Below are 24,352 nucleotides of genomic sequence, written 5' to 3'. Positions count from 1 at the left end.
CATTATTGGGGGATCAAGATGTCTATTCAGGAAGGTAAATACAATATTAAGGCTGTTTCAAAATTGCTAGGGATACAGTCTGGAACCTTAAGGGCGTGGGAGCGAAGATATCATGTGATTGCACCAAAAAGAAATGAAGCAGGTCATCGTTTATATACAGAGGAACATATTAACATTTTAAAATGGCTGATCAAGAAAGTTGATAATGGTTTTACAATTAGTCAAGCAGTTAATCTGTTAGAAAACAATGAAATAATAGTGGGTAATCATGAAATACATAAAAATAAAGACATTGACCAATCATTGCAACTCATGGACAAACTTATAAAATCCTTGTTAGCTTTTGATGAATACGATTCAAATGAAAGGTTAAATGAGGCGTTTAGTCTTTATTCTGTTGAAAAAGTTGTTATAGAGATAATTGGAACTATACTAATGAAAGTGAAGGAACAACGGGACTTAGGAAGAATAACATCTGCACAAGAACATTTTTTATATTCTTTTTTTCGTTCACGTTTAGGCTACATTTTTCATTCTATACCTGTAAATAGATTGTTACCAAAAGCAATTGCTGTTTGTGGTCCTAATGATTCATCAGAGCTTGAATTACTCATATTTTCAATTTTTTTGCGAAGAAACAGTTTTGACGTGCTATACATAGGGGCAAGTATTGCAAATCATGAATTTGATCATATTCTAAATCAAGTAAAGCCAGCGTTTTTATTTTTATCGTGTACATTAGGTGAAAATGTAATAAAAACGTTTGAACTTGTTGACCATTTAACATTAAAATATCAAAATGTAAAAATTGGGCTTTATGGTGCCGGATTTAGTCAAGTATTAAGTTCAATGAATTCACCTTATGAAGATTATTTGGTAGGTGAAACGAAGCAGCAGTGGCAAAGATGGATGAAAGATAAATTAGTCCATTAATATTATTCACATTGCTTGTCTTATTGCTGTTTTGAGTGTAAACTGTAAAAAATATTAGAACCATCTCATATAAAAATCATACTATGATTGTATATTGAGCGTTCTGACGGCAGGAGGGTATGGGATGCGGCTAGAGCGACTGAACTATGACAAAATAAAAATTTTCTTAACAACTGATGATTTAAAAGACAGAGGGCTTACAAAAGAAGATCTCTGGAAAGATTCATTAAAGGTACACCAATTATTTAGAGACATGATGAATGAAGCAAGCGCAGAATTGGGCTTTGAGGCGCATGGTCCAATTGCTGTCGAAGTGTATTCGCTTCATGCTCAAGGGATGGTAGTGATTGTAACTAATAGTAATGAACCAGCTGAAATAGATGATGATTTTTCTGATGATTATATTGAAATGCAAGTGAAATTGGATGAAAACATTGATGTCATCTATGAATTTGAAACATTTGAAGATATCATTCAACTATCAAATTGTCTTCATCAACAACATGTTTACGAAGGGATGCTCATTTTCTATCAAGAACGCTATTATTTGCTTTTAAGTGATGATCAACAGGTTGAACTTGACAATTTAGTTGCAGTATTAGCAGAGTATGGCAGCCCATCAACTTTAACAGTCCATAGATTAAAAGAATATGGGAAAATCCTTATGGAAGATAAAGCAATCCAAGAAATCTTTAAATATTTTGGTCCTAAATAATAATGGTTTAAAGTATAACATGTTTAATTTCTATTAAAAGCGGTATATATGATATGTATACCGTTTTTTATTGTTTAAAAAAAGATGCAAGACAAATACTAAATAATAATGTGAAAAAGCATTGAAATATATCAAGTGTATAATTGTTTATATAATTGAAACAATTAAAGTTTTTCTTCTTTGCATAAATATTTTTAAGGTGTATACTATGTCATGAAAGGGTTTTATATTATATTTTTAGATATGATTTAGGAGGTTAGCTTAAATGGTTGCCGAAAAAAGCACCGATGCTAAAAATAATAATTTAGATGTGTTGAAATCTACACAAACGGTGATACATAATGCTCTTGAAAAATTAGGGTATCCAGAAGAAGTATTTGAACTTTTAAAAGAACCAATTAGATTAATGACTGTGAAAATTCCTGTACGCATGGATGATGGTTCTGTAAAAATCTTTACTGGTTATCGTGCGCAACATAATGATGCGGTTGGACCAACAAAAGGCGGTATCAGATTCCATCCGAATGTAACTGAAACTGAAGTAAAGGCATTGTCCATATGGATGAGTTTAAAATGTGGAATCGTAGATCTTCCTTATGGAGGAGGTAAAGGCGGAATCGTTTGTGACCCTAGAGATATGTCATTTAGGGAGTTAGAACGTTTAAGTCGTGGCTATGTTCGTGCGATAAGTCAAATCGTTGGACCTACAAAAGATATCCCAGCTCCAGACGTTTTTACAAACTCACAAATTATGGCATGGATGATGGATGAGTATAGCCGAATAGATGAATTCAATTCTCCAGGTTTTATCACAGGTAAACCACTTGTACTAGGTGGTTCACATGGACGTGAATCTGCTACTGCAAAAGGGGTTACAATCTGTATTCGTGAAGCTGCAAAGAAAAGAGGCATCAACTTAAAAGGTGCAAAAGTGGTTGTACAAGGATTCGGTAATGCAGGTAGTTTTCTATCAAAATTTATGCATGATGCTGGAGCAATAATTGTTGGAATTTCCGATGCATATGGTGGATTATATGATCCGAATGGCTTAGATATAGATTATTTATTAGATCGTCGTGATAGCTTTGGTACTGTTACGAAACTTTTTAATGATACAATAACAAACAAAGAATTGCTTGAACTTGAATGTGATATTCTTGTTCCTGCAGCAATTGAAAATCAGATTACTGAAGAAAATGCAGCAAATATTAAGGCAAGCATTGTTGTAGAAGCTGCTAATGGTCCAACTACACTTGAAGGTACCAGAATTTTATCTGAAAGAGGAATTCTCTTAGTGCCAGATGTATTGGCAAGCGCTGGAGGCGTAACTGTTTCATACTTTGAATGGGTACAAAATAATCAAGGATATTATTGGACAGAAGAAGAAGTTGAAGAAAAACTTGAAAAAGTAATGGTTAAATCATTTAACAATATTTATGAAACAAGCCAAAACAGACGAATAGATATGCGTCTAGCTGCCTATATGGTAGGCGTTCGTAAAATGGCTGAAGCTTCAAGATTCAGAGGCTGGATCTAAGGTTTTCAATTTGCAACGCAGTAAAAAATCTCTTATCATAATCGATAGGGGATTTTTTATTTTTGACTATTCTACCTCAAACCTAGAGGGTGAAAAGATAACATGTAGAAATAATAATTTTATTTAGGCTCTTTTCTAAGTGATTGTTGCTTTTAACACGAAAAGTATTTTAAAGTTGATTGGAGCAGATTGCGAGACTCCTGCTTAGAGCAGCGGGACAAATGAGACTCTTGCAGGCGTTAACACCGAGGAGGCTTACAGCCCGCCCCGCTAAAAAGCGAGCATCCTCTCGCTGCAATCAACGGCACCGCACGACTTGTAAATAGCAACAAAGTTTGCGAAAACAGCCTTTATTTATAACCGGGAGTGGAAAATTCGTGATAATAGAAGATACCATCATTGTTGGTGGAGGTCCATGTGGATTGTCAGCAGCAATTGCATTAGAAGAAACAGGAAAAAAACCATTAGTTATCGAAAAAGGGAATATTGTCAATGCAATTTACAATTATCCCACACATCAAACTTTCTTTAGTTCAAGTGAAAAGCTAGAAATTGGAGATGTACCATTTATTATAGAAAATCGTAAGCCATTTAGAAATCAAGCACTGGCTTATTACCGTGAAGTTGTTCGCAGAAAAAATATTCGTGTTCATTCTTTTGAGGAAGTGGAACAAGTAGAGAAAAAAGGAAATGTATTTATTGTTAAAACTGATAAACAAGTATATGAGGCAAAACAAATAGTTATTGCAACTGGATACTATGATCATCCTAATTATATGAAGATCCCAGGTGAGGAACAGTCAAAGGTATATCATTATTTTAAAGAAGGACATCCATACTTTAACAAAGATGTAGTAGTAATTGGTGGGAAAAATTCAAGTGTTGATGCGGCGTTAGAACTTGTGAAATCAGGAGCAAGAGTAACGGTATTGTATCGAGGAACAGAATATTCACCTAGTATAAAACCATGGATTTTACCAGAATTCGAAGCACTTGTTCGAAATGAAACAATCATGATGGAATTTCAAGCAAATGTTATTGAAATAAAAGAAAATACTCTCATATATGAAGTTAAGGGAGAAGTAAAAGAAATAAAAAATGATTTTGTGTTTGCAATGACAGGCTATCATCCGGATCATGGTTTCTTAAAGAAAATGGGTGTCAATATAGATTCTGAAACAGGTCGACCGACATATAATCCAGATACGATGGAAACGAATATTGAAGGGATTTTTATTGCAGGGGTAATTGCAGCTGGAAATAATGCGAATGAAATATTTATTGAAAATGGACGCTTTCATGGTCAACTAATAAACGAGGAAATCAAAAAAAGAAAGTGAGAGATAAATTGTTATTTCTCACTTTTTTTTATACCTATTTTAAAATGCATCATTATCAAGTATTAGATTGAAAATATTTCTTCAAGCTTTTCTCGATCTGATGTTGTTTCTAAAGCAATCATTAATTTCAGTCTTGCTTTTTGACCATTCAAACCATTACTAAAAATCATACCTAATTCCTTTAAATGCCTTCCTCCACCTTCATAGCCATAAATATCTTGAACAATACCATTAAAACAACGTGATACAAGAACAATTGGTATACCTTTATTTAAAAGTTTTTTTAAGCCAGGCAGTAGTGTTGGCGGTAAATTCCCTTGGCCTAATGCTTCAATAACTAATCCATCGATATTATGTTGTTCAATTGCTTGGAATAAAGAATCATCCATTCCAGCATATGCTTTAAGTAAAAATACTTTTTTATCAAGTTTAGAAACATTCAATGGCTTGTTTAATAATGGTTTATGATGGAAGACAACGCCTCCCTTATTTACGATGCCAATTGGTCCGTATTGTGGACTTTGGAAGGTTGCAATATTACTTGTATGAGTTTTCGTTACATTTTTTGCTGTGTGTATTTCATCATTCATCACAACAAGCACACCCAGATCCTTGGCTTTTTCGGAAGTGGCAACTTTTAATGATGATATAAGATTATACAAACCATCTGAGCCTAATTCATTACTCGATCTCATCGCACCTGTGATAACGACAGGAATAGATAACGATAACGTGATATCAAGGAAAAATGCCGTCTCTTCAAGTGTGTCTGTTCCGTGTGTAATGACAACTCCATCAATAGAATGTGTATTAACATTTTTTTCAATAAAGGTTTTGATTTCCAGCATATTATTAGGTGTTATATGTGGTGATGGTAAATGAAATAATTCGTGTGTGAAAAAATGGATATTTGGGATCTCGTTTGTTTGGAATACGAGTGGATTCTTATCTCCAGGCTTTACTTCACCTGTTGTTTCGTCTTCTTTCATTGATATTGTTCCGCCTGTGTGTATTAAAAGTATATTTTTCAAAACCATAATCCTCCATGTTAGCAGTTCTTAGATTTGTGTTGTCGAAATGTTCTTCAGTCATTTTCAATTTTACGATAACATGATACGATTAAGAAAGTAAAATATCCTATAAAAATGATTATCTATTACAAATAGACGGAATGATAGTGCTTAAAAACTACTTAATATGTAAATGGAATAGGCTATAAGTGCTATATCAATAGAAAGACTTTAAAGGAAAGAGGCCTGTGAATGATTGCAATTATTTCTGCGGGCATTGCCCCAGGTCTTGCTTTGTTAAGCTATTTTTATCTAAAGGATCAGTACGATACAGAGCCATTTTATATGGTGCTGCGTTCGTTTATTTTTGGGGCCCTGCTCGTTTTCCCTATTATGTTTATCCAATATGTATTAGATGTTGAAACTGTATTTTCTTCTAAAATCATGTATACCTTTGTTGCAGTAGGATTTTTAGAAGAATTTTTCAAATGGTTTATTTTGTTTTTTACCATTTATCAGCATGTTCACTTTGATGAACATTATGATGGGATTGTATATGGTGTTTCTGTTTCATTAGGATTTGCTACACTAGAAAATATCATCTATTTATTTGCCAATGGTTTAGAACATGCATTTGGCCGTGCTATATTACCTGTTTCAAGTCATGCTCTATTTGGCGTGATAATGGGCTATTATCTAGGGAAAGGGAAATTCTCGGGCGGTGATGAGCAAAAAAAATGGCTGCTCTTTTCTAGTCTATTACCGATTTTCCTGCATACTATTTATGACTCGATTTTAATAAGTTATGTAAATTGGCGTTATATTATGGTTCCATTTATGTTGTTTTTATGGTGGTTTGCTTTACATAAAGCAAAAAAAGCGAGAGTAAATATTATTGATTCAAAACTGCCCTAAGGCAGTTTTTTTTGTGCAAACTAAAAACTAAGGCTTTTGCTATAGAAATTAGCTAAAAGTCTTAGTTTTCTTTTTTTTAAGTCATTACGCTGATTCTTTTCCATTCCCATCATTTGATAAATTGGCTGCATGTTAATTAGGATGAATAAAATACCAAAGACTACAAAAAATACGTTTAAGTAATTACATCTACTAGAGGAGGCAGCAACATGAAAAACATGCGCATAATGTTGATGGTTGCAGTAGTGACTTTTACTTCTGTCACCTTACAAATTTCTTCAATAAATGTCCCTGTAGCACATGCTTTTTCAAATCAGATTATCCAAAAAGGTGCAACTGGTAGTGATGTTATTGAATTGCAAGCAAGACTTCAATATAACGGGTATTACCATGGAACAATTGACGGAGTATATGGTTGGAGTACGTATTGGGCTGTTAGAAACTTTCAACACATGTTTGAATTAGAAGAAATTGATGGATTAGTAGGGCAAAAAACGAAAGATATGCTGCAAAGATCTACTAAATTTTATAAAGATTTCGTATATAAGCAAATAAATAGCGGCAAACGGTTTACACACTACGGTGGGATACCATTAGCCCAACAAACTGCTCCAACTGCACAACAAATTCAAAGAGCAAAACAAATTGCAGAACAAAGAAAACAGCAACAGGAGCAAACCTATAAGTCTCAGGTTACTCAACAACAGCAACAACAAAAACAACAGGAACAGCAACAACAGCAACAACAAAAACAACAGGAACAGAAGCAGCAACAGCAGCAACAGCAGCAACAACAAAAACAACAGGAACAGCAGCAGCAACAGCAGCAACAACAAAAACAACAGGAACAGCAGCAGCAACAGCAGCAACAACAAAAACAACAGGAACAGCAGCAGCAACAGCAGCGACAACAAAAACAACAGCAACAGCAGCAACAGGCGCAACCACAACAGCAGCAACAAAAACAACAAGAACAGCAAAAACAAGAACAACAAACAACAACGGCGGTTAATTTACCAAATGGCTATTCTCAAAATGATATTCAATTAATGGCTAATGCTGTATATGGTGAAGCAAGGGGTGAACCGTATATCGGTCAAGTAGCAGTAGCGGCAGTCATACTCAATCGTGTAGGAAGTGCAACATTCCCAAATACGGTTGCAGGAGTTATCTTTGAGCCACGAGCTTTTACAGCAGTAGCGGATGGACAAATCTGGCTAACACCTAATGAACAGGCTAAGAAAGCTGTATTAGATGCGATAAATGGATTTGATCCAACTGAAGGTGCAACATATTATTTTAACCCAAATACAGCAACTAGTTCATGGATTTGGGGTAGACCACAAATTAAACGTATCGGAAAACATATTTTCTGTTTATAGAAAGGGTGAAATAGCATGATACGTGGAATATTAATTGGTATTTTATCACTAGCTGTCATAGGCTCCGGATATTGGGGATATAAAGAACATCAAGAAAAGAACGCGGTGCTTATACAAGCAGAGAATAATTATCAACGGGCCTTTCATGATTTATCATACCGAGTAGACCAATTACATGATCGGATCGGTGCAACACTTGCTATGAATTCAAAGAAATCATTATCACCTGCATTAGTAGACGTTTGGAGAATTACATCTGAAGCACAATCTGATGTAGGTCAATTACCTTTAGCTTTACTTCCATTTAATAAAACAGAAGAATTTTTAGCAGGAATAAGTGATTTTAGTTATCGAACTGCAGTACGAGACTTGGAAAAGGAACCACTTTCAGATGACGAATACAAAACATTAGAACAGATGTATACAAAGTCTGAAGAAATTCAAAACGAACTAAGAAATGTACAGCATTTAGCAATTGAAAATAATTTGCGATGGATGGATGTTGAATTAGCACTTGCTTCTGGCCAAAAACAAGCTGATAATACAATTATTGATGGATTTAAAACAGTTGAAGAAAATGTAGAAGGATATTCTGAAGCTGATTTTGGCACCAGTTTTATGTCGAATGAAAAAGAAATAAACAAGGGATTTAAAGAACTAGAAGGTAAAGAAATTAATGAAGCTGAAGCAAAAAAAATTGCAAAAACATTTGTTTCTAACGGTGTTTCAGATGTAAAGGTAGCTAAAAATGGAGAAGGTTCGAAATTTGAATTTTATAGTGTCTCCATGCACGATAAAAAAAATAACGTAGATGTGAATATGGATTTAACACAAAAAGGCGGACATCCGATATTTTTAGTGCAAAATCGTGAGGTTAAAAAACAATCGATTAGTTTAAATGAAGCTTCAAACAGTGCTAGAAAATTTTTAGAAAAGCACGGGTTTAAGGATCTTGATCTCTTTGAAAGTGATCAATATGATAATATCGGCGTTTTTTCATTTGTTTCAATTAACGAAGGTGTGAGAATTTACCCTGATGCAATTAAGATGAAGGTTGCTTTAGATGATGGAAAAGTTATTGGTTTTTCTGCAAGAGATTATTTAGCAGCTCATAAAAAAAGAGAAATTGAGAAGCCTAAAATTTCAAAAGAGGCGGCTGCAAAAATGTTGAACCCAAGCTTGGCGGTTCAAGAGGACAGATTAGCTATAATCGTTGATGAATTTGGTGAAGAAGTCCTGTGTTTTGAATTTTTAGGTACAATTAACAAAGATACTTATCGTATTTTTATAAATGCTGAAAACGGAAATGAAGAAAAAATAGAAAAGTTGAAGAACCCAGAACCAATTTTTCAAGAAGTATAAATTAGAATGAAAAGAAGAGGAAATCCCTAATGATTTTTTTCGGGGATATCCTCTTTTGTTTTTAAAAAGTTGTTTAGAATGCACCCTTGCACATCGCTATGGTACATGCTTTAATAAGATAGAGAGTATGAAAAGAGAGTGATTTTGTGCTAAGTATTGGTGATGTCATTTTTTTAGAAACGAAAACGGATAATGTTGAAAGATTTAAATGCAAGCTTGTAGAAAGAAAAGGAAATCAGCTTTATATAGATTATCCAACAAATGCAAGTACAGGACGAACAGCCTATCTGATGATTGGTACTGAACTTTCAGTATCGTTTGTAAATAAAGATCAACAAGCTTTTCGTTTTCAGACGGTTGTTACAGGTCGTGTGAAGGATAGGATTCCAATGATATCATTGGCATATCCAGGTGAAGATGACGTAATCCGTATACAAAGAAGAGAATTTGTTAGGATTGATGTTACGCTAGATGTTGCAGTTCATCCAGTCAATAATGAATTTCAGCCTTTTGTAGCTGTAACCACTGATATTAGTGCAGGAGGTGCAGCAATAATCCTCCCTAAATCCACAAAATTAAAGCAGGATCAAGAACTGATAGTTTGGTTTTCATTACCATTTCAGAATGAAAAGATTGAATACATAAAAATAAAAGCAAAAATTGTTCGATTTCTTCCTATGGAGAATGAATCATTTCAAAAAGCTCCATTGCAATTTTTGGAAATCGATGAAGCTACTCGTCAAACATTATTACGTTACTGTTTTAACCAACAAATTCAAATGCGTAGAAAAGGGCTTATTAAAGAATAAATTTCGGTTTTTTTATGCATACTACATACTATTGCGGGTCCAATTTCAGAAATCTACTGATCATTCACCGTTATAGTCAAATTTGTATAATATGCCGGAGTTGAAAACATGAAAAGATTTGAACGTATTTTAATCAAATTAATCGTTATTCAATTTATAGCCTTAGTATTTGCGCAATTTTTGATACAACAGCCTAGCATTCAACCATACTTTTCTCGTGTGGTTCAATATGAAGGAGTAAATAAAATAACCATTACTGAATGGCTCGAAACTTTTAGCGGGCAGAGATGACGCAGGTGTGTGATGTGGCCTGCTTCTTTGTTTGGATAAAAAGAGATGTAAAATACACAACCCAAATATTTTTCATAATAATAGCTCTACTACACCAAAACTACTAGACTAAAAAACTATTTGGAGGAATTATGAAACAAAAACTATCTATAGCAATTGACGGTCCAGCTGCAGCTGGAAAAAGCACGGTTGCGAAAATAATTGCTGAACATTATTCATACATTTATATTGATACTGGTGCCATGTATCGAGCATTGACATACAAAGCATTAGAAAATAACATCGATTTACATGATGAAGACAAAGTGGCAGATGTTCTATCAACAATAAATATTGAACTTCTTCCTACTGAAGAAGGCCAAAATGTAATGGTGAACGAAGAGAATGTAACAGAAATTATTCGTTCTAATGAAGTTACAAATAATGTATCCATTGTTGCTATGCACTCAAAGGTCAGGGAGGAAATGTTAAAAAGACAACGTCAATTAGCAAGAGAAGGTGGCGTTGTGATGGATGGCCGAGATATTGGTACACATGTTTTACCAAATGCAGAGCTGAAAATCTTTTTAAGAGCATCTGTTGAAGAGAGAGCAAAAAGACGTCACGAGGAAAATCAAAAAAAGGGCTTCTCATCTAATCTTGAACAATTAAAACAAGAAATTGCAAATCGTGATAAACTTGATTCAGAAAGAGAAGTTGCACCATTAAGAAAAGCAGATGATGCAATAGAAATTGACACGACAGCTTTGTCTATCCTCGATGTAGTTAATAAAATAGAAAATTATATAGAAGAAAGGCTTTGATATTGTGTCTTTATATCCATTTGCAAGATCTGTCGTAGCAGGTATATTAAAACCCACATATAGAATTAAAGTCGAGGGGAGAGAAAATTTCCCAAAAGAAGGCGGCGTACTTCTTTGCACGAATCATATTAGTAATTTTGATCCTCCGGTCGTAGGGGTTACAGCACCTAGAAAAGTTTTTTTTATGGCAAAAGCAGAGCTTTTTAAAGTGCCAATATTAAAGGATTTACTACATAATTTTGGTACATTCCCAGTGAATCGCGGCGGTAGTGATCGAGAAGCACTACGTACAGGCTTAAAAATTTTAAAAGAAGGAAATGTTTTAGGCTTTTTTCCTGAAGGAACAAGAAGTAAAAATGGAGAATTAGGTAAAGGGCAGGCAGGAGCGGGCTTCTTTGCACTCCGTTCAACTGCAGCTGTAGTTCCATGTGCCATTAAAGGACCATATAAACCTTTCAAAACTTTACGAGTTATTTACGGTAAACCTATTAATATGGATGAATACCGGGAGAAAAAAATAGCAGCTGATGAGATGTCAAATATCATAATGGATGAAATAGGTAAGCTTCTAAAAAAATAATAATCATGTTGAGTACTTCTTACTTGACAAAAAGTAGCATTTATTAGAAGTTTATTATTAAGAGGTTTTTTTTTCATTTTATTTTGAAGGTAGTAATAGCTTTATTTATAAAATGAAATTTTACATACATTTATTCTAAAGTTGCAAAGGTTTTGACCAAGGAGGTAATCGAGATGGTAGAAGAATTAAATAACGTACATGTTGAAACACCTGAGGTTGGAAATATTGTAAAAGGAATTGTAACAAAGGTAGAAGAAAAGCAGGTTATTGTAGAAATAGAAAACTGTAAGCACTCTGGTATCATTCCTATTAGTGAGCTTTCAAGTCTTCATGTTGAAAAGGCATCAGATGTGATAAGTGAAAATGACGAACTAGAATTAAAGGTTTTAAAAGTTGAAGATGAAGCATTAGTTCTTTCAAAAAGAGCTGTTGATGCGGAAAAAGCTTGGGACTCATTAGAACAAAAATTTAATACAAAAGAAGTCTTTGAAGCTGAAGTGAAGGATGTAGTGAAGGGCGGCCTTGTGGTTGATTTAGGTGTACGCGGCTTTATTCCTGCTTCTTTAGTTGAAGCACATTTCGTTGAGGACTTCTCAGATTATATGGGCAAAACTCTTTCATTAATCGTAGTTGAGTTAGATCGTGAGAAAAACAGAGTGATTTTATCTCATCGTGCAGTAATTGAAAAGGAACAAACTGAAAAAAAATCATTCATATTGGATTCTCTTAAAGTTGGTTCAACAATCGAGGGTACGGTTCAACGCCTAACAGACTTCGGTGCATTTGTTGATATTGGAGGAATTGACGGTTTAGTTCATATCTCTCAATTGTCACATACACATATCGAAAAACCTTCCGAGGTAGTCGAAGAAGGCCAAAAAGTAACTGTAAAAGTACTGTCAGTAGACCGTGATAATGAAAGAATTTCTCTTTCTATTAAAGAAACCCTTCCAGGACCTTGGTCTAATATTACTGATAAAGTAAAACCGGGAGACGTTCTTGAAGGTGAAGTCAGACGATTAGTTTCGTTTGGTGCATTTGTAGAAATTTTACCTGGTGTTGAAGGTCTTGTGCACATTTCACAAATATCGAATAAACATATTGGAACACCTCAGGAAGTTCTTGAGGAAAAACAAGTTGTGAAAGTGAAAGTTTTAGATGTAAATGAAGCAGATCAACGTATTTCGTTAAGTATCCGTGAATTAGAAGAATCTCCTAAAGCAACAGATGAGGATTTTCGTCAATACCAAGCTCAAGAAGAATCTACATCTGGATTCCAATTAGGTGAGATGATTGGAGATCAACTAAAAAAACTGAAGTAATGGTGATAAGGTGAGCAAAAGAGCACAAAGAAAATTAGAACATATCCAGCATACCTTGGCATTAGGTCAACAAAGATTAAATGGATTTGATGATATTACATTAATACACCAAAGCTTACCAAACCTATCAGTCGCAAAAATTGATTTATCTACAAAAGTTGGCGAACTTATTTTAAGTTCGCCTCTTTTAATAAATGCGATGACAGGCGGCGGTGGCATTGATACGATGAAAATCAATGAAGCACTAGCTAGAGCTGCTCATGAAACAAATATAGCGATTGCTGTAGGTTCGCAAATGTCTGCTATTAAAGATAAAAGCGAGCAGCCGTCTTATAAAATCATGAGGAAGGTTAATAAGGACGGAATCATCTTCGGGAATTTAGGCAGTGAAGCAACCCCGGAACAAGCAAAAATTGCGATTGAGATGATTGAAGCGAATGCTTTACAAATTCATTTAAATGTTGTACAAGAACTAGTCATGCCAGAAGGTGATCGTGATTTCACAAATGTATTAAAAAGAATTGAAAAAATTGTTCAACATGTTGATGTACCTGTTATTGTTAAAGAAGTTGGTTTTGGTATGAACCGTGAAGTTGCAGCAAAACTTAGCGAAATTGGTGTTGCTGCTATTGATGTAGGTGGTTTTGGAGGTACTAATTTTTCAAAAATAGAAAATTTAAGAAGACAACGAATACTCCATAATTTTGATCATTGGGGAATTTCTACTGCAGTATCAATTGCAGAGGTAATCAGTATAAAAGGAAATATCTCTGTCATCGGCTCTGGGGGGATTCAAAATGCGCTTGATCTTGCTAAGTCAATTGCATTAGGTGCATCAGCGGCAGGTGTTGCAGGTTTTTTACTGAAGTTATACATAGAAAAGGGTTATGATGCATTAGTGCATGAAATCATAAACATCCTAGAGGACTTAACCTATATTATGACAGCGCTCGGAGCAAAAACTGTTGACGAACTACAGCGTGTACCATTAATCATATTTGGGAATACCCATCATTGGTTAAATGAAAGAGGTATTGATACAAAGAGATATAGCGTTAGAGAATAAGAAAAAATGGCTATTTGGTTCCATAACCAATCTTAGCCATTTTTTTGTTTTATTTATTTCGTTCTCTTGCTGAATCAGGTCCCTCTAATGTTGTTGCTCCAGGGTAATTAAGTGATTGATCTCGGTCTGATTCTACTCGTTCGCTCTTCCTAAGTTTTTTTTCTTGTCGATCTTTTCCCATTATGAACCCTCCAAATTGTTTCAATATCTTTTTAAACATGCCCTAATATTCCTTGAAAAATGTGCACGATATAAAGCGCTGCACTTTTGTTCTTAAAACTATTTTTTGTTATTTTCCCTATATTCATAAGTGCTATTTTTTGTTAATTTACGATTAAATGTAATGGGAATCAGGCATAATGGGAATAGTAGGAGGGTTGGCTGTGGAAGGAATTTTTTTTTATTGGTTTATGTGGTTAGCCTGGATTGTTTCAACTTTTTTGATGAAAAAAGGAAAAATGAGACTGATGATGTCATTTTTTATTTTATTTACTATTGTCATCAGTAAATTTTATATGGAAATAGGCCAATTTAATATAAGGGTTTCCTTATTGTTGTTTTTATGTATGGGCTATTATCTTGTTGTGAAACAAAAAGGACGTAAAACATTTATATTTTATATGTCTTCATTCACTTTAACATTTGCCTATTCTGGAATTTTACTTTTTCGAATTTATGATCCAGTTTGGTTTGTATTTGATTATCGATTAATTATAAGTATCATCATTAGTCTGTTAGCTATTTATTTAGTAAAACAAACAATCCAAAAGTACGCTCTTTATATCATTTCTGTATGCCAAGGGGAATTTATCTACTGCTTCATTATGGGTGAATTTCATAATGGTTTAATTATTGGTACTTCAGCCTTTTTGGATATAGTGGTCATTGGTTGCTCGATTATCTATCTTTGGTCAATCACACAGCATATTATTTTACTAATTGAACAATCAATACAAAAACCTGCAAAAGGAGAAGCAAGGCTAAAATGAATGAATATACAATGCCGGTGCTTTTTGGAGTAATAGTAGGAATACTCACAAGGCTCCATATGCTTAGAACAGATTACAGGCAATATCCAACATACTTACATGGGAAGATCATCCATGTTGCACTTGGTGTTATTGCTGCTGGGTTAGGTACAGTTGCTGTCCCATCAATTATGGAAGAGGATTTTACAGCGATTACTTTTCTAACATTGGCAGCATCGCAATTTCGTGATGTTCGAAACATGGAACGAAATACACTTACTGTTTTAGATGGTTTTGAACTTGTTCCGCGTGGTAGTACATACATTGAAGGCATTGCTATTGCCTTTGAAAGTAGGAATTATCTTGTTATTTTCACTTCATTATTAACTACATTTGCTTATTTGGTTGTTAATTTTTATGCTGCAATTATTGTCGGAGCCATTTGCTTTTTTATTTCTAGAAAATTAATGGCAGGAAGTCGAATTAAAGATCTTGTTACAATCGAATATGTAGAACCACATTTTGAAGGTGCCGGTTTGTATGTTGGAAATATATATATTATGAATATTGGGATACCTGATAAACAGGAGGCTGTCTTAAAATATGGGATGGGGTTTGTGTTAACGCCTAAAAACTTTAATTCATCAACAACGATTGCAAATCTAGGTCAAAGGCAAGCAATCCTTCATGATGTTTCAACTGCACTTGGAGTTGTTAGAGATTCAGGAGAGCCATCATTGGTTCCTTTAGCGAAAAGAGATTTAAATGATGGACGCCTAGGTGTCTTTGTTCTTCCGCAAGATCGTAATGTTGAAAAGGCAATGCGTGTGATCGGAGAGGTTCCAACACTAGAAAATGCAATAAGGATGCCATCTGAAGCAAAGGCTAACCGTCGAGGGGGTATATGATGAGTACAGAACTTGAAAAATATATACTTGCCATTATAACAACAGATGAATCAAGAGCAGCAGGCGGTACAGCGATCTTTATTTGTAAGACCAAAGAGGAAATGCATGTCTATGCAAAAAACCTTGAAGCCATATTAGATGGTATTGCTCATGGAATTGGTGATGATTTATATGTTGTCGTCAAACACTAAGTTGAGTATTCATGAAATGTTTGCTACTATATATAAGTTAAGCCCTTCTTAGCTAAATAGGAGGGTTTCTTTTGTAGATATACAATAGCTAATACCAGAAAAAATAATGAAATAAATTAGCAGTAACCCTCCATCTCTAAGTCTGAATAGGACATAGAGTTAATAGTGGTGAGATTACTGCGCGTAAATGTCCGATAAAGGACAGGACCCACAAATGTGCGGTTCTAAGCGTGATAAGTCTTGCAAAACATCAGTGAGGAATCAAGAACTCCCTTCTGATGAGAGTCTCGCTTTATATACATATCTATTTGTTTTCAAGGTATTTGCAAAAATAAAGGAAGGTGTTTTTTTATGGCAAAACCAATTGTAGCAATTGTTGGACGTCCAAATGTAGGAAAATCTACTATTTTTAACCGAATCGTTGGGGAACGTGTCTCGATAGTAGAGGATATTCCCGGTGTAACAAGAGATCGTATTTATAGCTCAGGTGAGTGGCTAAATTATCAATTTAATATTATTGATACAGGTGGAATCGATATTGGTGATGAACCATTTTTAGCGCAAATTCGCCAACAAGCAGAAATCGCAATTGAAGAAGCAGATGTTATCATTTTTTTAACAAATGGTCGTGAAGGTGTGACAGCTGCTGATGAAGAAGTGGCCAAAATTCTTTATCGTTCAAATAAACCGATTGTGCTTGCAGTCAATAAAGTGGACAATCCTGAAATGCGAGCAAATATTTACGATTTTTATTCACTAGGGTTTGGTGAACCATATCCAATTTCAGGATCACATGGATTAGGGCTTGGTGACTTATTAGATGAAGTTGCAAAACACTTCAAAAATATTGGTACAGATGATTATGATGATTCAACGATAAAATTTTCTTTGATTGGCAGACCAAATGTTGGGAAATCTTCTCTGGTTAATGCGATTTTAGGTGAAGATCGTGTCATTGTAAGTGATATTGCAGGAACAACTCGTGATGCTATTGATACAGTTTATAAATATGAAGGACAAGAATTTGTTATCATCGATACAGCTGGGATGAGGAAAAAAGGTAAAGTGTATGAAACGACTGAAAAATATAGTGTTCTTCGGGCTCTAAAGGCAATCGACCGATCAGACGTTATATTAGTTGTGATTGATGGGGAAGAGGGAATTATCGAACAAGATAAGCATATTGCAGGATATGCTCATGAAGCTGGCAAAGCTGTTATTATTGTTGTGAATAAATGGGATGCTGTTGAAAAAGATGAGCGTACAATGAAAAAGTTCGAAGAAAACATTCGTGATCATTTTAAATTTTTAGATTACGCACCTATTGTATACTTATCAGCAAAGACAAAAAAACGAATTCATACGCTGATGCCTAACATTATTCGAGCGAGCGAAAATCACTCAAGAAGAGTTCAAACAAATGTATTAAATGATGTTGTGATGGATGCTGTTGCAATGAATCCAACACCAACACATAAAGGAAAACGTTTAAAAATATTTTATACGGCCCAAGTTGCTGTTAATCCTCCAACATTTGTTGTATTTGTAAATGATCCGGAACTCATGCATTTTTCTTATGAACGATTCTTAGAAAACCGAATTAGAGCAGCATTTGAATTTGAAGGTACTCCTATTAAAATATTTGCTAGAGAAAGAAAATAAAAAGGGTGTGATATGGTGGAACAGATTACAGTGTTAGGAGCCGGCAGTTGGGGTACGGCATTAGCGATTGTACTTGCAGATAACGGACATAATGTGAAATTATGGGGCCATCGTCCACAATTAATTAACGAAATAAATGAAACACGAAAAAATGAAAAATACCTTCCTGGTGTTGTGTTACCGGAGAAAATTGAAGGTTTTTCAGATCTAAAGCAAAGCTTAGCGGGTGCCCGGACTGTTGTATTGGCAGTACCAACGAAAGCAATTAGAGGTGTTTTAAGCGATATTTCAAAGGTCATTAATGATGCAATCATAATTGTTCATGTGAGCAAAGGGATTGAGCCTGATTCATTGCTTCGTATATCAGAAATTATTGAAGAAGAAATGCCTAGTCAATTATTAAAAGACGTCGTAGTCTTATCTGGACCAAGCCACGCCGAAGAGGTGAGTCAAAGACATATTACAACTGTCACATCTTCTTCAAAAAATATGGCTGCTGCTGAATATATACAAGATTTGTTTATTAATCAACACTTCCGTGTATATACAAACCCTGATATTATCGGAGTTGAAATAGGGGGAGCTTTAAAAAACATTATTGCATTAGCAGCAGGTATAACAGACGGTCTTGGGTATGGAGATAATGCCAAAGCTGCCCTTATTACTCGAGGACTTGCTGAAATTGCACGATTAGGAAGTAAAATGGGTGGAAATCCATTAACGTTTTCAGGACTAACAGGTATAGGTGACCTAATTGTGACATGTACAAGTGTACATTCTCGTAACTGGAGAGCAGGAAACTTACTTGGAAAAGGCCAAAAATTAGAAGAAGTGTTAGAAAACATGGGAATGGTTGTTGAAGGTGTTCGAACAACAAAGGCGGCATATCAATTAGCTCGTAAATATAATGTGAAAATGCCAATTACAGAGGCGTTATATGATGTGTTATTTAATGAGAAGGAACCAAAGATTGCTGTTGATTCTTTAATGGCTCGTGTAAAAACACATGAAATGGAAGATTTAGTGAATATAATGGAGAATCGTTAAGGCGAATGGTTGCAATCCCTACATACCATGCATACAATAACAAGAATTACAAATAGGGAACAATATCCTATAAGCTATAAATACTGCTTGCAAAATGCAATGGATACAAATGCTTTTCCCACCCTTTTTCCTTAGGTTGCCCGAACAATATACTTATCTTGTAAAGTTTACACGGCATATCTAGGCATTAGAGGATACAAAACTATTTTTATCCGCATAATATGCAACGTAGTCAAATAAGAGTTGTTCTTCTTGTTGGGTACAATTTAGTCGCTCACTTGGCTGAAGTAAAGTTCGTCCCCTCTTTACTTCAGTTTTTTTATTGCTTGAGTAATCATAATTCTTAATCTGCCTAGACATGTTATCTAGCTGAAAACGCTTTTGGACAAGCTTTATAAAGTATATTATAATCAACCATGGAGTCATCAAATCATCAATTAAGTAAGATTTATAGCGTGCAATTTTTTACATAGCAGCAAAACAATTTGTTTTTTTTAGCATTTTTATATGTGGTCTCCCGCGCTACGTCCTCAAGGTCTAGCCACTTTCATAATTCTTGGCAAAGAACGTCTAATATTCAGACTGTCTATGTCCTTCTTTTTACGAATCAAGGCAATTGTGCTTATTGAGTAGGAGGTGTCAAAATGAGTGCAGCCCTTATGAAAATGTGGATCTCATTTGCATCAATGGGGTTTATGTTTGTAGCTATTTTGTTTATCTATTTAAGCCGTTTTAAATTGAAGGGAATACTTAAAGTCATTATGACAATATTAGCTTATATTTTTATGATTCTAGCAGGACTAATCATTTTGTTCGTCGTTTTTAGCGGACCTGTTTCAGAATAATACGATGTAAAAGGAAGTTAATGCAGATGATGAAATTTTTAAAAATTATGGCTGTAGTCTATGGGTGTATCCTGTTATCTGGATGTCTATATCCGGAAGAAAAACTACAAAAAAATACAATTCCATATTCTGACCAAATTGCTGCTGTACAAAATTCTATCGATCAGTTTCAAGCAGAATCAGGTGGTTTACTTCCTATAAAAACACGGGATATGACAACACCTATATATCAAAAATATCCTATTGATTTTTCTGCTTTAGCACCTAAATATATGGCTGAACCGCCTGGTACTGCATATGAAAGCGGCGGAATTTATTCATATGTTTTAGTAGATGTTGAAAAAAAACCAACCGTTAAGTTGATTGACTTACGAATGGCTGAAAAAATCCATGAATTAACAATAAAATTAGATGTCTACCGCCAAGCAAATGGTTATCCTCCTTTTAAAGACCTAATTACAAATGAAATATATACATTAAATTATGATAAGCTAGGTTACGAGGAACCGCCAACAGTTGAGAGTCCTTTTTCAGGTGAACACTTACCATTAGTTATTGATAAGAACGCTGACATTTATGTTGACTATCGAATCGATTTATATAAGGCTTTAGAGAAAAAAGATCATACGTATAAACAAGGGGATGATATAAGAAATCTATTAGTCGAGGATTCTCACTTTGTTCCTGCATATTCATTACCTTATACAATTGATGAAAATGGAGAACCGATTTTTATGATTTCTGAAAACTAAGTATCTTTCTGTTCTTCGTTTTTTTGTCTATTTATCTAGCTTTAACACATAGTCCGCTAAGGATATTCCGGCAAATGAACTTCTGTGCTTCATATAAACAATGTGTGGCTGCTAAGGTGCTTGAGCTTTTTTCTAGATAAAAATCTCATAAATAAGTCATGAACCCTTCTTTAGAGAATAAACTCAAAGAGAAGGGTTTTTCTTTTTCGTTTTTTTAAGGAGTATGAATCATTATGATGACATGTGAAAAAAATTTAGCAATGAAGTCATAAATAAATAGGACAATGTCATACATATATAGTGTCCTATAAGAAGACGGATAAGCTTTATCCCAATATTGTATGATCGGGAGGGGATCCACTTGGAAAAAGTAGATATTTTCAAGGATATCGCTGAACGAACTGGTGGCGATATATATTTAGGAGTAGTTGGTGCAGTTAGAACAGGTAAATCTACTTTTATTAAAAAGTTCATGGAATTAGTTGTTCTACCTAACATTGAAAACGAATCTGACAAAGCTAGAGCTCAAGATGAATTACCACAAAGTGCAGCTGGTAAAACGATTATGACAACTGAGCCGAAATTTGTCCCAAATCAAGCAGTATCCATTCACGTGGATGAGGGACTTGATGTTAATATTAGATTAGTAGACTGTGTAGGTTACACTGTACCTGGCGCTAAAGGTTATGAGGATGAAAATGGTCCTCGTATGATTAATACTCCTTGGTATGAAGAGCCAATACCATTTCATGAAGCAGCTGAAATTGGCACACGTAAAGTTATACAAGAGCATTCTACACTTGGGTGTGTCATAACAACAGATGGTTCAATAGGTGATATTCCACGTAAAGATTACGTTGAAGCAGAAGAACGAGTGATTGAAGAATTAAAAGAAGTTGGAAAGCCATTTATTATCATCATTAATACGGTTCGTCCTTATCATCCGGAAACAGAGACCCTTCGTCAGCAATTAAATGAAAAATATGACATTCCGGTTCTTGCGATGAGTGTTGAAAGCATGCGGGAAGCAGACGTTTTAAATGTCCTAAGAGAATCGTTATATGAATTCCCAGTACTAGAGGTTAATGTTAATCTTCCTAGCTGGGTAATGGTTTTAAGAGAAAATCACTGGTTACGAGAAAGTTATCAAGAGGCAGTGAAAGATACTGTTAAGGATATTAAAAGACTACGGGACGTTGATCGTGTAGTCGGTCAATTTAGTGAATATGATTTTATTAACAGAGCGAGCCTGGCTGGAATTGAAATGGGTCAAGGTATTGCAGAGATCGATTTATATGCACCTGATGATTTATATGACCAAATTCTTAAAGAAGTTGTAGGTGTAGAAATTCGCGGAAAAGATCATCTGCTTCAACTCATGCAAGACTTTGCTTATGCAAAAGCAGAGTATGATCAAGTAGCTGACGGCTTAAGAATGGTTAAGCAAACAGGATATGGAATTGCCGCGCCTGCATTATCAGATATGAGTCTCGATGAGCCAGAAATTATACGTCAAGGGTCAAGATTTGGTGTCCGTCTTAAGGCTGTTGCCCCTTCTATTCATATGATCAAGGTCGATGTTGAATCTGAATTTGCCCCAATTATTGGAACTGAGAAGCAATCAGAGGAATTAGTTCGCTATTTAATGCAAGATTTCGAGGATAATCCATTATCAATCTGGAATTCTGATATTTTCGGGCGAAGCTTAAGTTCAATCGTACGTGAAGGTATTCAAGCAAAGCTATCATTAATGCCTGAAAATGCTCGTTACAAACTTAAAGAGACATTGGAAAGAATTATAAATGAAGGCTCTGGTGGATTAATAGCAATCATTTTATAAAAAAGTTGACCTCTAAAAAGAGGTCTTTTTTTTGTATGTACAGAATGATATAACTAGAATAGTAAATGATTACGAAGAAATTCACTAGTAATTGACCAGTTTTTTAAGATTATTTGTACTAAATCCTTGATACTATTGGTTTTTTATTAGGATTAAACTTGATTCAGTTGATTTATTATGTTAATCTTTTTAAAGAAATTATTTTCTCTAATGGTCGATTCTTCCTTAGTAGCCAATATTAACGATGAAAATCATTGAATTTTGTAGAAAAATCATATAAGATAAGCGTGTTGATCGTATTTTATGATCTACCATGTATATAAATTAATGAAACTGTGAAGAAATGAAGACAAATATTATTTCCATTCTATTGGGAGGAGGTGAAAGGCATGAATAAAACAGAACTTATCAATGCAGTAGCAGAAGCTAGTGAATTATCTAAAAAAGACGCAACTAAAGCAGTTGATGCTGTTTTCGATACAATTTTAGATGCACTTAAAGATGGTGACAAAGTTCAACTTATCGGTTTTGGTAACTTTGAAGTACGTGAACGTGCGGCTCGTAAAGGTCGTAACCCACAAACTGGTGAAGAGATCGAAATCGCTGCAAGCAAGGTGCCTGCTTTCAAACCAGGTAAAGCACTTAAAGATGCTGTAGCAGGGAAATAAGTTAACTTTCCATGTAATACCTATTACATAATACCATTCTTCACAGAAGCCCCTTTCTAAGGGGCTTTTCATTGTTTATGCTCTCCTTATAGCCCTTTCTAACTTTTGCTATTTTCATCATACATATGCTAGAATCTTTTTTAAATGTTATCAATAAGGAGGACAGAAATGGGAGAAGTAAACAAAGAAAAAATTGAACAAGCAGTAAGACTTATATTAGAAGCAATTGGTGAAGATCCGACACGTGAAGGATTACTTGATACACCAAAAAGAGTTGCAAAGATGTACGGTGAAGTATTCAGCGGTTTAAAGGAAGACCCATCAGAACATTTTAAAACAATTTTTGGTGAAGATCATGAAGAGTTAGTATTAGTAAAAGATATTCCATTTTATTCTATGTGTGAGCACCATTTAGTTCCCTTTTATGGAAAAGCACACGTAGCTTATATACCAAAAGGCGGAAAAGTGACTGGTTTAAGTAAGCTTGCCCGAGCAGTTGAAGCGGTTGCAAAAAGACCTCAATTACAAGAACGAATAACATCTACTATAGCTGATAGTATTAATGATTCGCTTGATCCGCATGGTGTTATGGTTGTTGTTGAAGCTGAACACATGTGTATGACGATGAGAGGTGTTAAAAAGCCTGGTTCACAGACGATTACATCTGCAGTAAGAGGTATTTTTCGAAAAGATAATGCGGCAAGATCAGAGGTTTTATCATTAATTAACAAATAATATAAAATGTATCTTTTATTAATGAATATAATGATATGTTTAACAATTATTCAATGGTATGATAGTGTTAGTACATATTAGACTTAATATTAGATAAACAGGTGGTGCTAGGATGAATCCAAAAAATGACTTCGTTGTTATTAAAGCAATTGAAGATGGCGTAAATGTGATTGGACTTACAAGAGGGTCTGACACTAGATTTCACCATTCTGAAAAATTAGATAAAGGTGAAGTAATGATCGCACAGTTTACTGAGCATACATCAGCAATAAAAATTCGCGGAAAAGCGCAAATTCAAACCGTCATTGGAGAAATGGAAAGTGATTCACGTAAATAAGCAGGGATACCTGCTTTTATTTGCGTTTAGAAACACTACAAATGCAAGGTAACATCAATATCAGTGTAAATAAAGAAAAACACTGATGGTAGTATCTCTTCATTAATAGTATAATCTGCTAATAGTAGAGTAAATAGAAACATATAGGATTCAATGTGTTATAATGGATTAAATTATTTTATTGATTAGTGACCAAACAATATTCCCCCCATACATGAAATGGTTCAGGGGATACAATTTTATTACTTATACATAATAATTGTGGAGTATTTGAATGACATGAATCCAAAAATGGTGATTTATGATCCTATAACCACATAATATACATATCGAT

At 34.6% G+C, this 24,352-nt stretch carries 26 protein-coding genes; 24 read left to right on the top strand and 2 right to left on the bottom strand.

What is annotated here, in order from left to right; all coding sequences use genetic code 11:
* The first annotated feature begins 18 nt into the window (after positions 1-18).
* The 4 genes from GMB29_RS16710 to GMB29_RS16695 all read left to right on the top strand — a co-directional run bounded on the left by GMB29_RS16710 (position 19) and on the right by GMB29_RS16695 (position 4,525).
* On the top strand, positions 19-933 hold the full coding sequence (locus tag GMB29_RS16710; protein ID WP_136351112.1) for a MerR family transcriptional regulator: 915 nt from the start codon (positions 19-21) through the stop codon (positions 931-933).
* A 124-nt stretch (positions 934-1,057) separates the two neighbouring features.
* Positions 1,058-1,648, top strand: coding sequence for a genetic competence negative regulator (locus GMB29_RS16705; protein ID WP_136351111.1), 591 nt, complete (start codon positions 1,058-1,060; stop codon positions 1,646-1,648).
* Positions 1,649-1,913: 265 nt separating this feature from the next.
* On the top strand, positions 1,914-3,185 hold the full coding sequence (locus tag GMB29_RS16700) for a Glu/Leu/Phe/Val family dehydrogenase (RefSeq protein WP_136351110.1): 1,272 nt from the start codon (positions 1,914-1,916) through the stop codon (positions 3,183-3,185).
* A gap of 377 nt (positions 3,186-3,562) precedes the next feature.
* Entirely contained in the window at positions 3,563-4,525 is a 963-nt protein-coding gene (locus GMB29_RS16695) for a YpdA family putative bacillithiol disulfide reductase (RefSeq protein WP_136351109.1), read from the top strand.
* 62 nt (positions 4,526-4,587) lie between these two features.
* On the opposite strand, the gene GMB29_RS16690 is transcribed toward GMB29_RS16695, so the two are convergent.
* Positions 4,588-5,556: an asparaginase gene (locus GMB29_RS16690; protein WP_196305194.1), complete on the bottom strand. Its 969-nt coding sequence runs from the start codon at positions 5,554-5,556 to the stop codon at positions 4,588-4,590.
* Between the two features lie 231 nt (positions 5,557-5,787).
* Here GMB29_RS16690 and prsW point away from each other — a divergent pair, with 231 nt between their 5' ends.
* From prsW to fni, 9 genes are all read left to right on the top strand, one after another.
* The gene (gene prsW, locus GMB29_RS16685; RefSeq protein WP_136351107.1) at positions 5,788-6,450 is read left to right on the top strand and encodes a glutamic-type intramembrane protease PrsW; all 663 of its coding nucleotides are present in this window, start codon (positions 5,788-5,790) and stop codon (positions 6,448-6,450) included.
* Positions 6,451-6,659: 209 nt separating this feature from the next.
* Complete coding sequence (gene sleB, locus GMB29_RS16680) at positions 6,660-7,832, top strand: spore cortex-lytic enzyme (RefSeq protein WP_406600272.1); 1,173 nt, start codon at positions 6,660-6,662, stop codon at positions 7,830-7,832.
* 15 nt (positions 7,833-7,847) lie between these two features.
* Positions 7,848-9,194, top strand: coding sequence for a germination protein YpeB (ypeB, locus tag GMB29_RS16675; RefSeq protein WP_136351106.1), 1,347 nt, complete (start codon positions 7,848-7,850; stop codon positions 9,192-9,194).
* A 146-nt stretch (positions 9,195-9,340) separates the two neighbouring features.
* Positions 9,341-10,003, top strand: a complete 663-nt coding sequence (locus GMB29_RS16670) for a flagellar brake protein (RefSeq protein ID WP_136351105.1) — start codon at positions 9,341-9,343, stop codon at positions 10,001-10,003.
* Positions 10,004-10,111: 108 nt separating this feature from the next.
* Positions 10,112-10,294, top strand: a complete 183-nt coding sequence (locus tag GMB29_RS16665) for a YpfB family protein (protein ID WP_136351104.1) — start codon at positions 10,112-10,114, stop codon at positions 10,292-10,294.
* A gap of 131 nt (positions 10,295-10,425) precedes the next feature.
* Positions 10,426-11,097 (top strand): (d)CMP kinase, encoded by a 672-nt coding sequence (gene cmk / locus GMB29_RS16660; RefSeq protein ID WP_136351103.1) that lies wholly within the window; start codon positions 10,426-10,428, stop codon positions 11,095-11,097.
* 4 nt (positions 11,098-11,101) lie between these two features.
* Positions 11,102-11,677 (top strand): lysophospholipid acyltransferase family protein, encoded by a 576-nt coding sequence (locus tag GMB29_RS16655; protein ID WP_136351102.1) that lies wholly within the window; start codon positions 11,102-11,104, stop codon positions 11,675-11,677.
* A 173-nt stretch (positions 11,678-11,850) separates the two neighbouring features.
* Positions 11,851-12,999 (top strand): 30S ribosomal protein S1, encoded by a 1,149-nt coding sequence (rpsA, locus tag GMB29_RS16650; RefSeq protein ID WP_136351101.1) that lies wholly within the window; start codon positions 11,851-11,853, stop codon positions 12,997-12,999.
* Positions 13,000-13,009: 10 nt separating this feature from the next.
* On the top strand, positions 13,010-14,065 hold the full coding sequence (gene fni / locus GMB29_RS16645; RefSeq protein WP_136351100.1) for a type 2 isopentenyl-diphosphate Delta-isomerase: 1,056 nt from the start codon (positions 13,010-13,012) through the stop codon (positions 14,063-14,065).
* Positions 14,066-14,114: 49 nt separating this feature from the next.
* Here the strand turns inward: fni and GMB29_RS16640 are convergent, their stop codons facing one another.
* Complete coding sequence (locus GMB29_RS16640; RefSeq protein WP_136351099.1) at positions 14,115-14,246, bottom strand: YpzI family protein; 132 nt, start codon at positions 14,244-14,246, stop codon at positions 14,115-14,117.
* A 202-nt stretch (positions 14,247-14,448) separates the two neighbouring features.
* On the opposite strand from GMB29_RS16640, the gene GMB29_RS16635 reads away from it, so the two are divergent.
* The 11 genes from GMB29_RS16635 (at position 14,449) to mtrB (ending at position 24,018) form a co-directional block, all read left to right on the top strand.
* Entirely contained in the window at positions 14,449-15,054 is a 606-nt protein-coding gene (locus GMB29_RS16635; RefSeq protein WP_136351098.1) for a YphA family membrane protein, read from the top strand.
* Complete coding sequence (locus GMB29_RS16630) at positions 15,051-15,941, top strand: YIEGIA family protein (RefSeq protein ID WP_136351097.1); 891 nt, start codon at positions 15,051-15,053, stop codon at positions 15,939-15,941. The genes GMB29_RS16635 and GMB29_RS16630 overlap by 4 nt, the downstream gene beginning before the upstream one ends.
* The gene (locus GMB29_RS16625; RefSeq protein WP_136351096.1) at positions 15,941-16,132 is read left to right on the top strand and encodes a capping complex subunit for YIEGIA; all 192 of its coding nucleotides are present in this window, start codon (positions 15,941-15,943) and stop codon (positions 16,130-16,132) included. Before GMB29_RS16630 ends, GMB29_RS16625 begins: the two co-directional genes overlap by 1 nt.
* Before the next feature lie 351 nt (positions 16,133-16,483).
* Positions 16,484-17,794 carry a ribosome biogenesis GTPase Der gene (gene der, locus GMB29_RS16620; protein WP_136351095.1) on the top strand — a complete coding sequence of 437 codons (1,311 nt, stop codon included), beginning with the start codon at positions 16,484-16,486 and terminating at the stop codon, positions 17,792-17,794.
* A gap of 15 nt (positions 17,795-17,809) precedes the next feature.
* Positions 17,810-18,841, top strand: a complete 1,032-nt coding sequence (locus tag GMB29_RS16615) for an NAD(P)H-dependent glycerol-3-phosphate dehydrogenase (RefSeq protein ID WP_168733739.1) — start codon at positions 17,810-17,812, stop codon at positions 18,839-18,841.
* Between the two features lie 644 nt (positions 18,842-19,485).
* Complete coding sequence (locus GMB29_RS16610; protein ID WP_136351093.1) at positions 19,486-19,686, top strand: DUF2768 domain-containing protein; 201 nt, start codon at positions 19,486-19,488, stop codon at positions 19,684-19,686.
* Positions 19,687-19,712: 26 nt separating this feature from the next.
* Positions 19,713-20,438 carry a YphF family lipoprotein gene (locus GMB29_RS16605; RefSeq protein ID WP_136351092.1) on the top strand — a complete coding sequence of 242 codons (726 nt, stop codon included), beginning with the start codon at positions 19,713-19,715 and terminating at the stop codon, positions 20,436-20,438.
* A 361-nt stretch (positions 20,439-20,799) separates the two neighbouring features.
* A complete protein-coding gene (gene spoIVA / locus GMB29_RS16600) occupies positions 20,800-22,278 on the top strand; it encodes a stage IV sporulation protein A (RefSeq protein WP_136351091.1) in 1,479 nt (492 codons plus the stop codon).
* Positions 22,279-22,667: 389 nt separating this feature from the next.
* A complete protein-coding gene (gene hbs / locus GMB29_RS16595; RefSeq protein ID WP_034332307.1) occupies positions 22,668-22,946 on the top strand; it encodes a non-specific DNA-binding protein Hbs in 279 nt (92 codons plus the stop codon).
* Positions 22,947-23,114: 168 nt separating this feature from the next.
* On the top strand, positions 23,115-23,681 hold the full coding sequence (gene folE, locus GMB29_RS16590) for a GTP cyclohydrolase I FolE (RefSeq protein WP_136351090.1): 567 nt from the start codon (positions 23,115-23,117) through the stop codon (positions 23,679-23,681).
* Between the two features lie 112 nt (positions 23,682-23,793).
* Positions 23,794-24,018 carry a trp RNA-binding attenuation protein MtrB gene (gene mtrB, locus GMB29_RS16585; protein ID WP_136351089.1) on the top strand — a complete coding sequence of 75 codons (225 nt, stop codon included), beginning with the start codon at positions 23,794-23,796 and terminating at the stop codon, positions 24,016-24,018.
* Positions 24,019-24,352: the final 334 nt, after the last annotated feature.

The sequence above is a fragment of the Metabacillus sediminilitoris genome, assembly GCF_009720625.1.
GTDB classification, from domain to species: domain Bacteria; phylum Bacillota; class Bacilli; order Bacillales; family Bacillaceae; genus Metabacillus; species Metabacillus sediminilitoris.
This window is presented reverse-complemented; position numbering and strand designations above follow the sequence as displayed.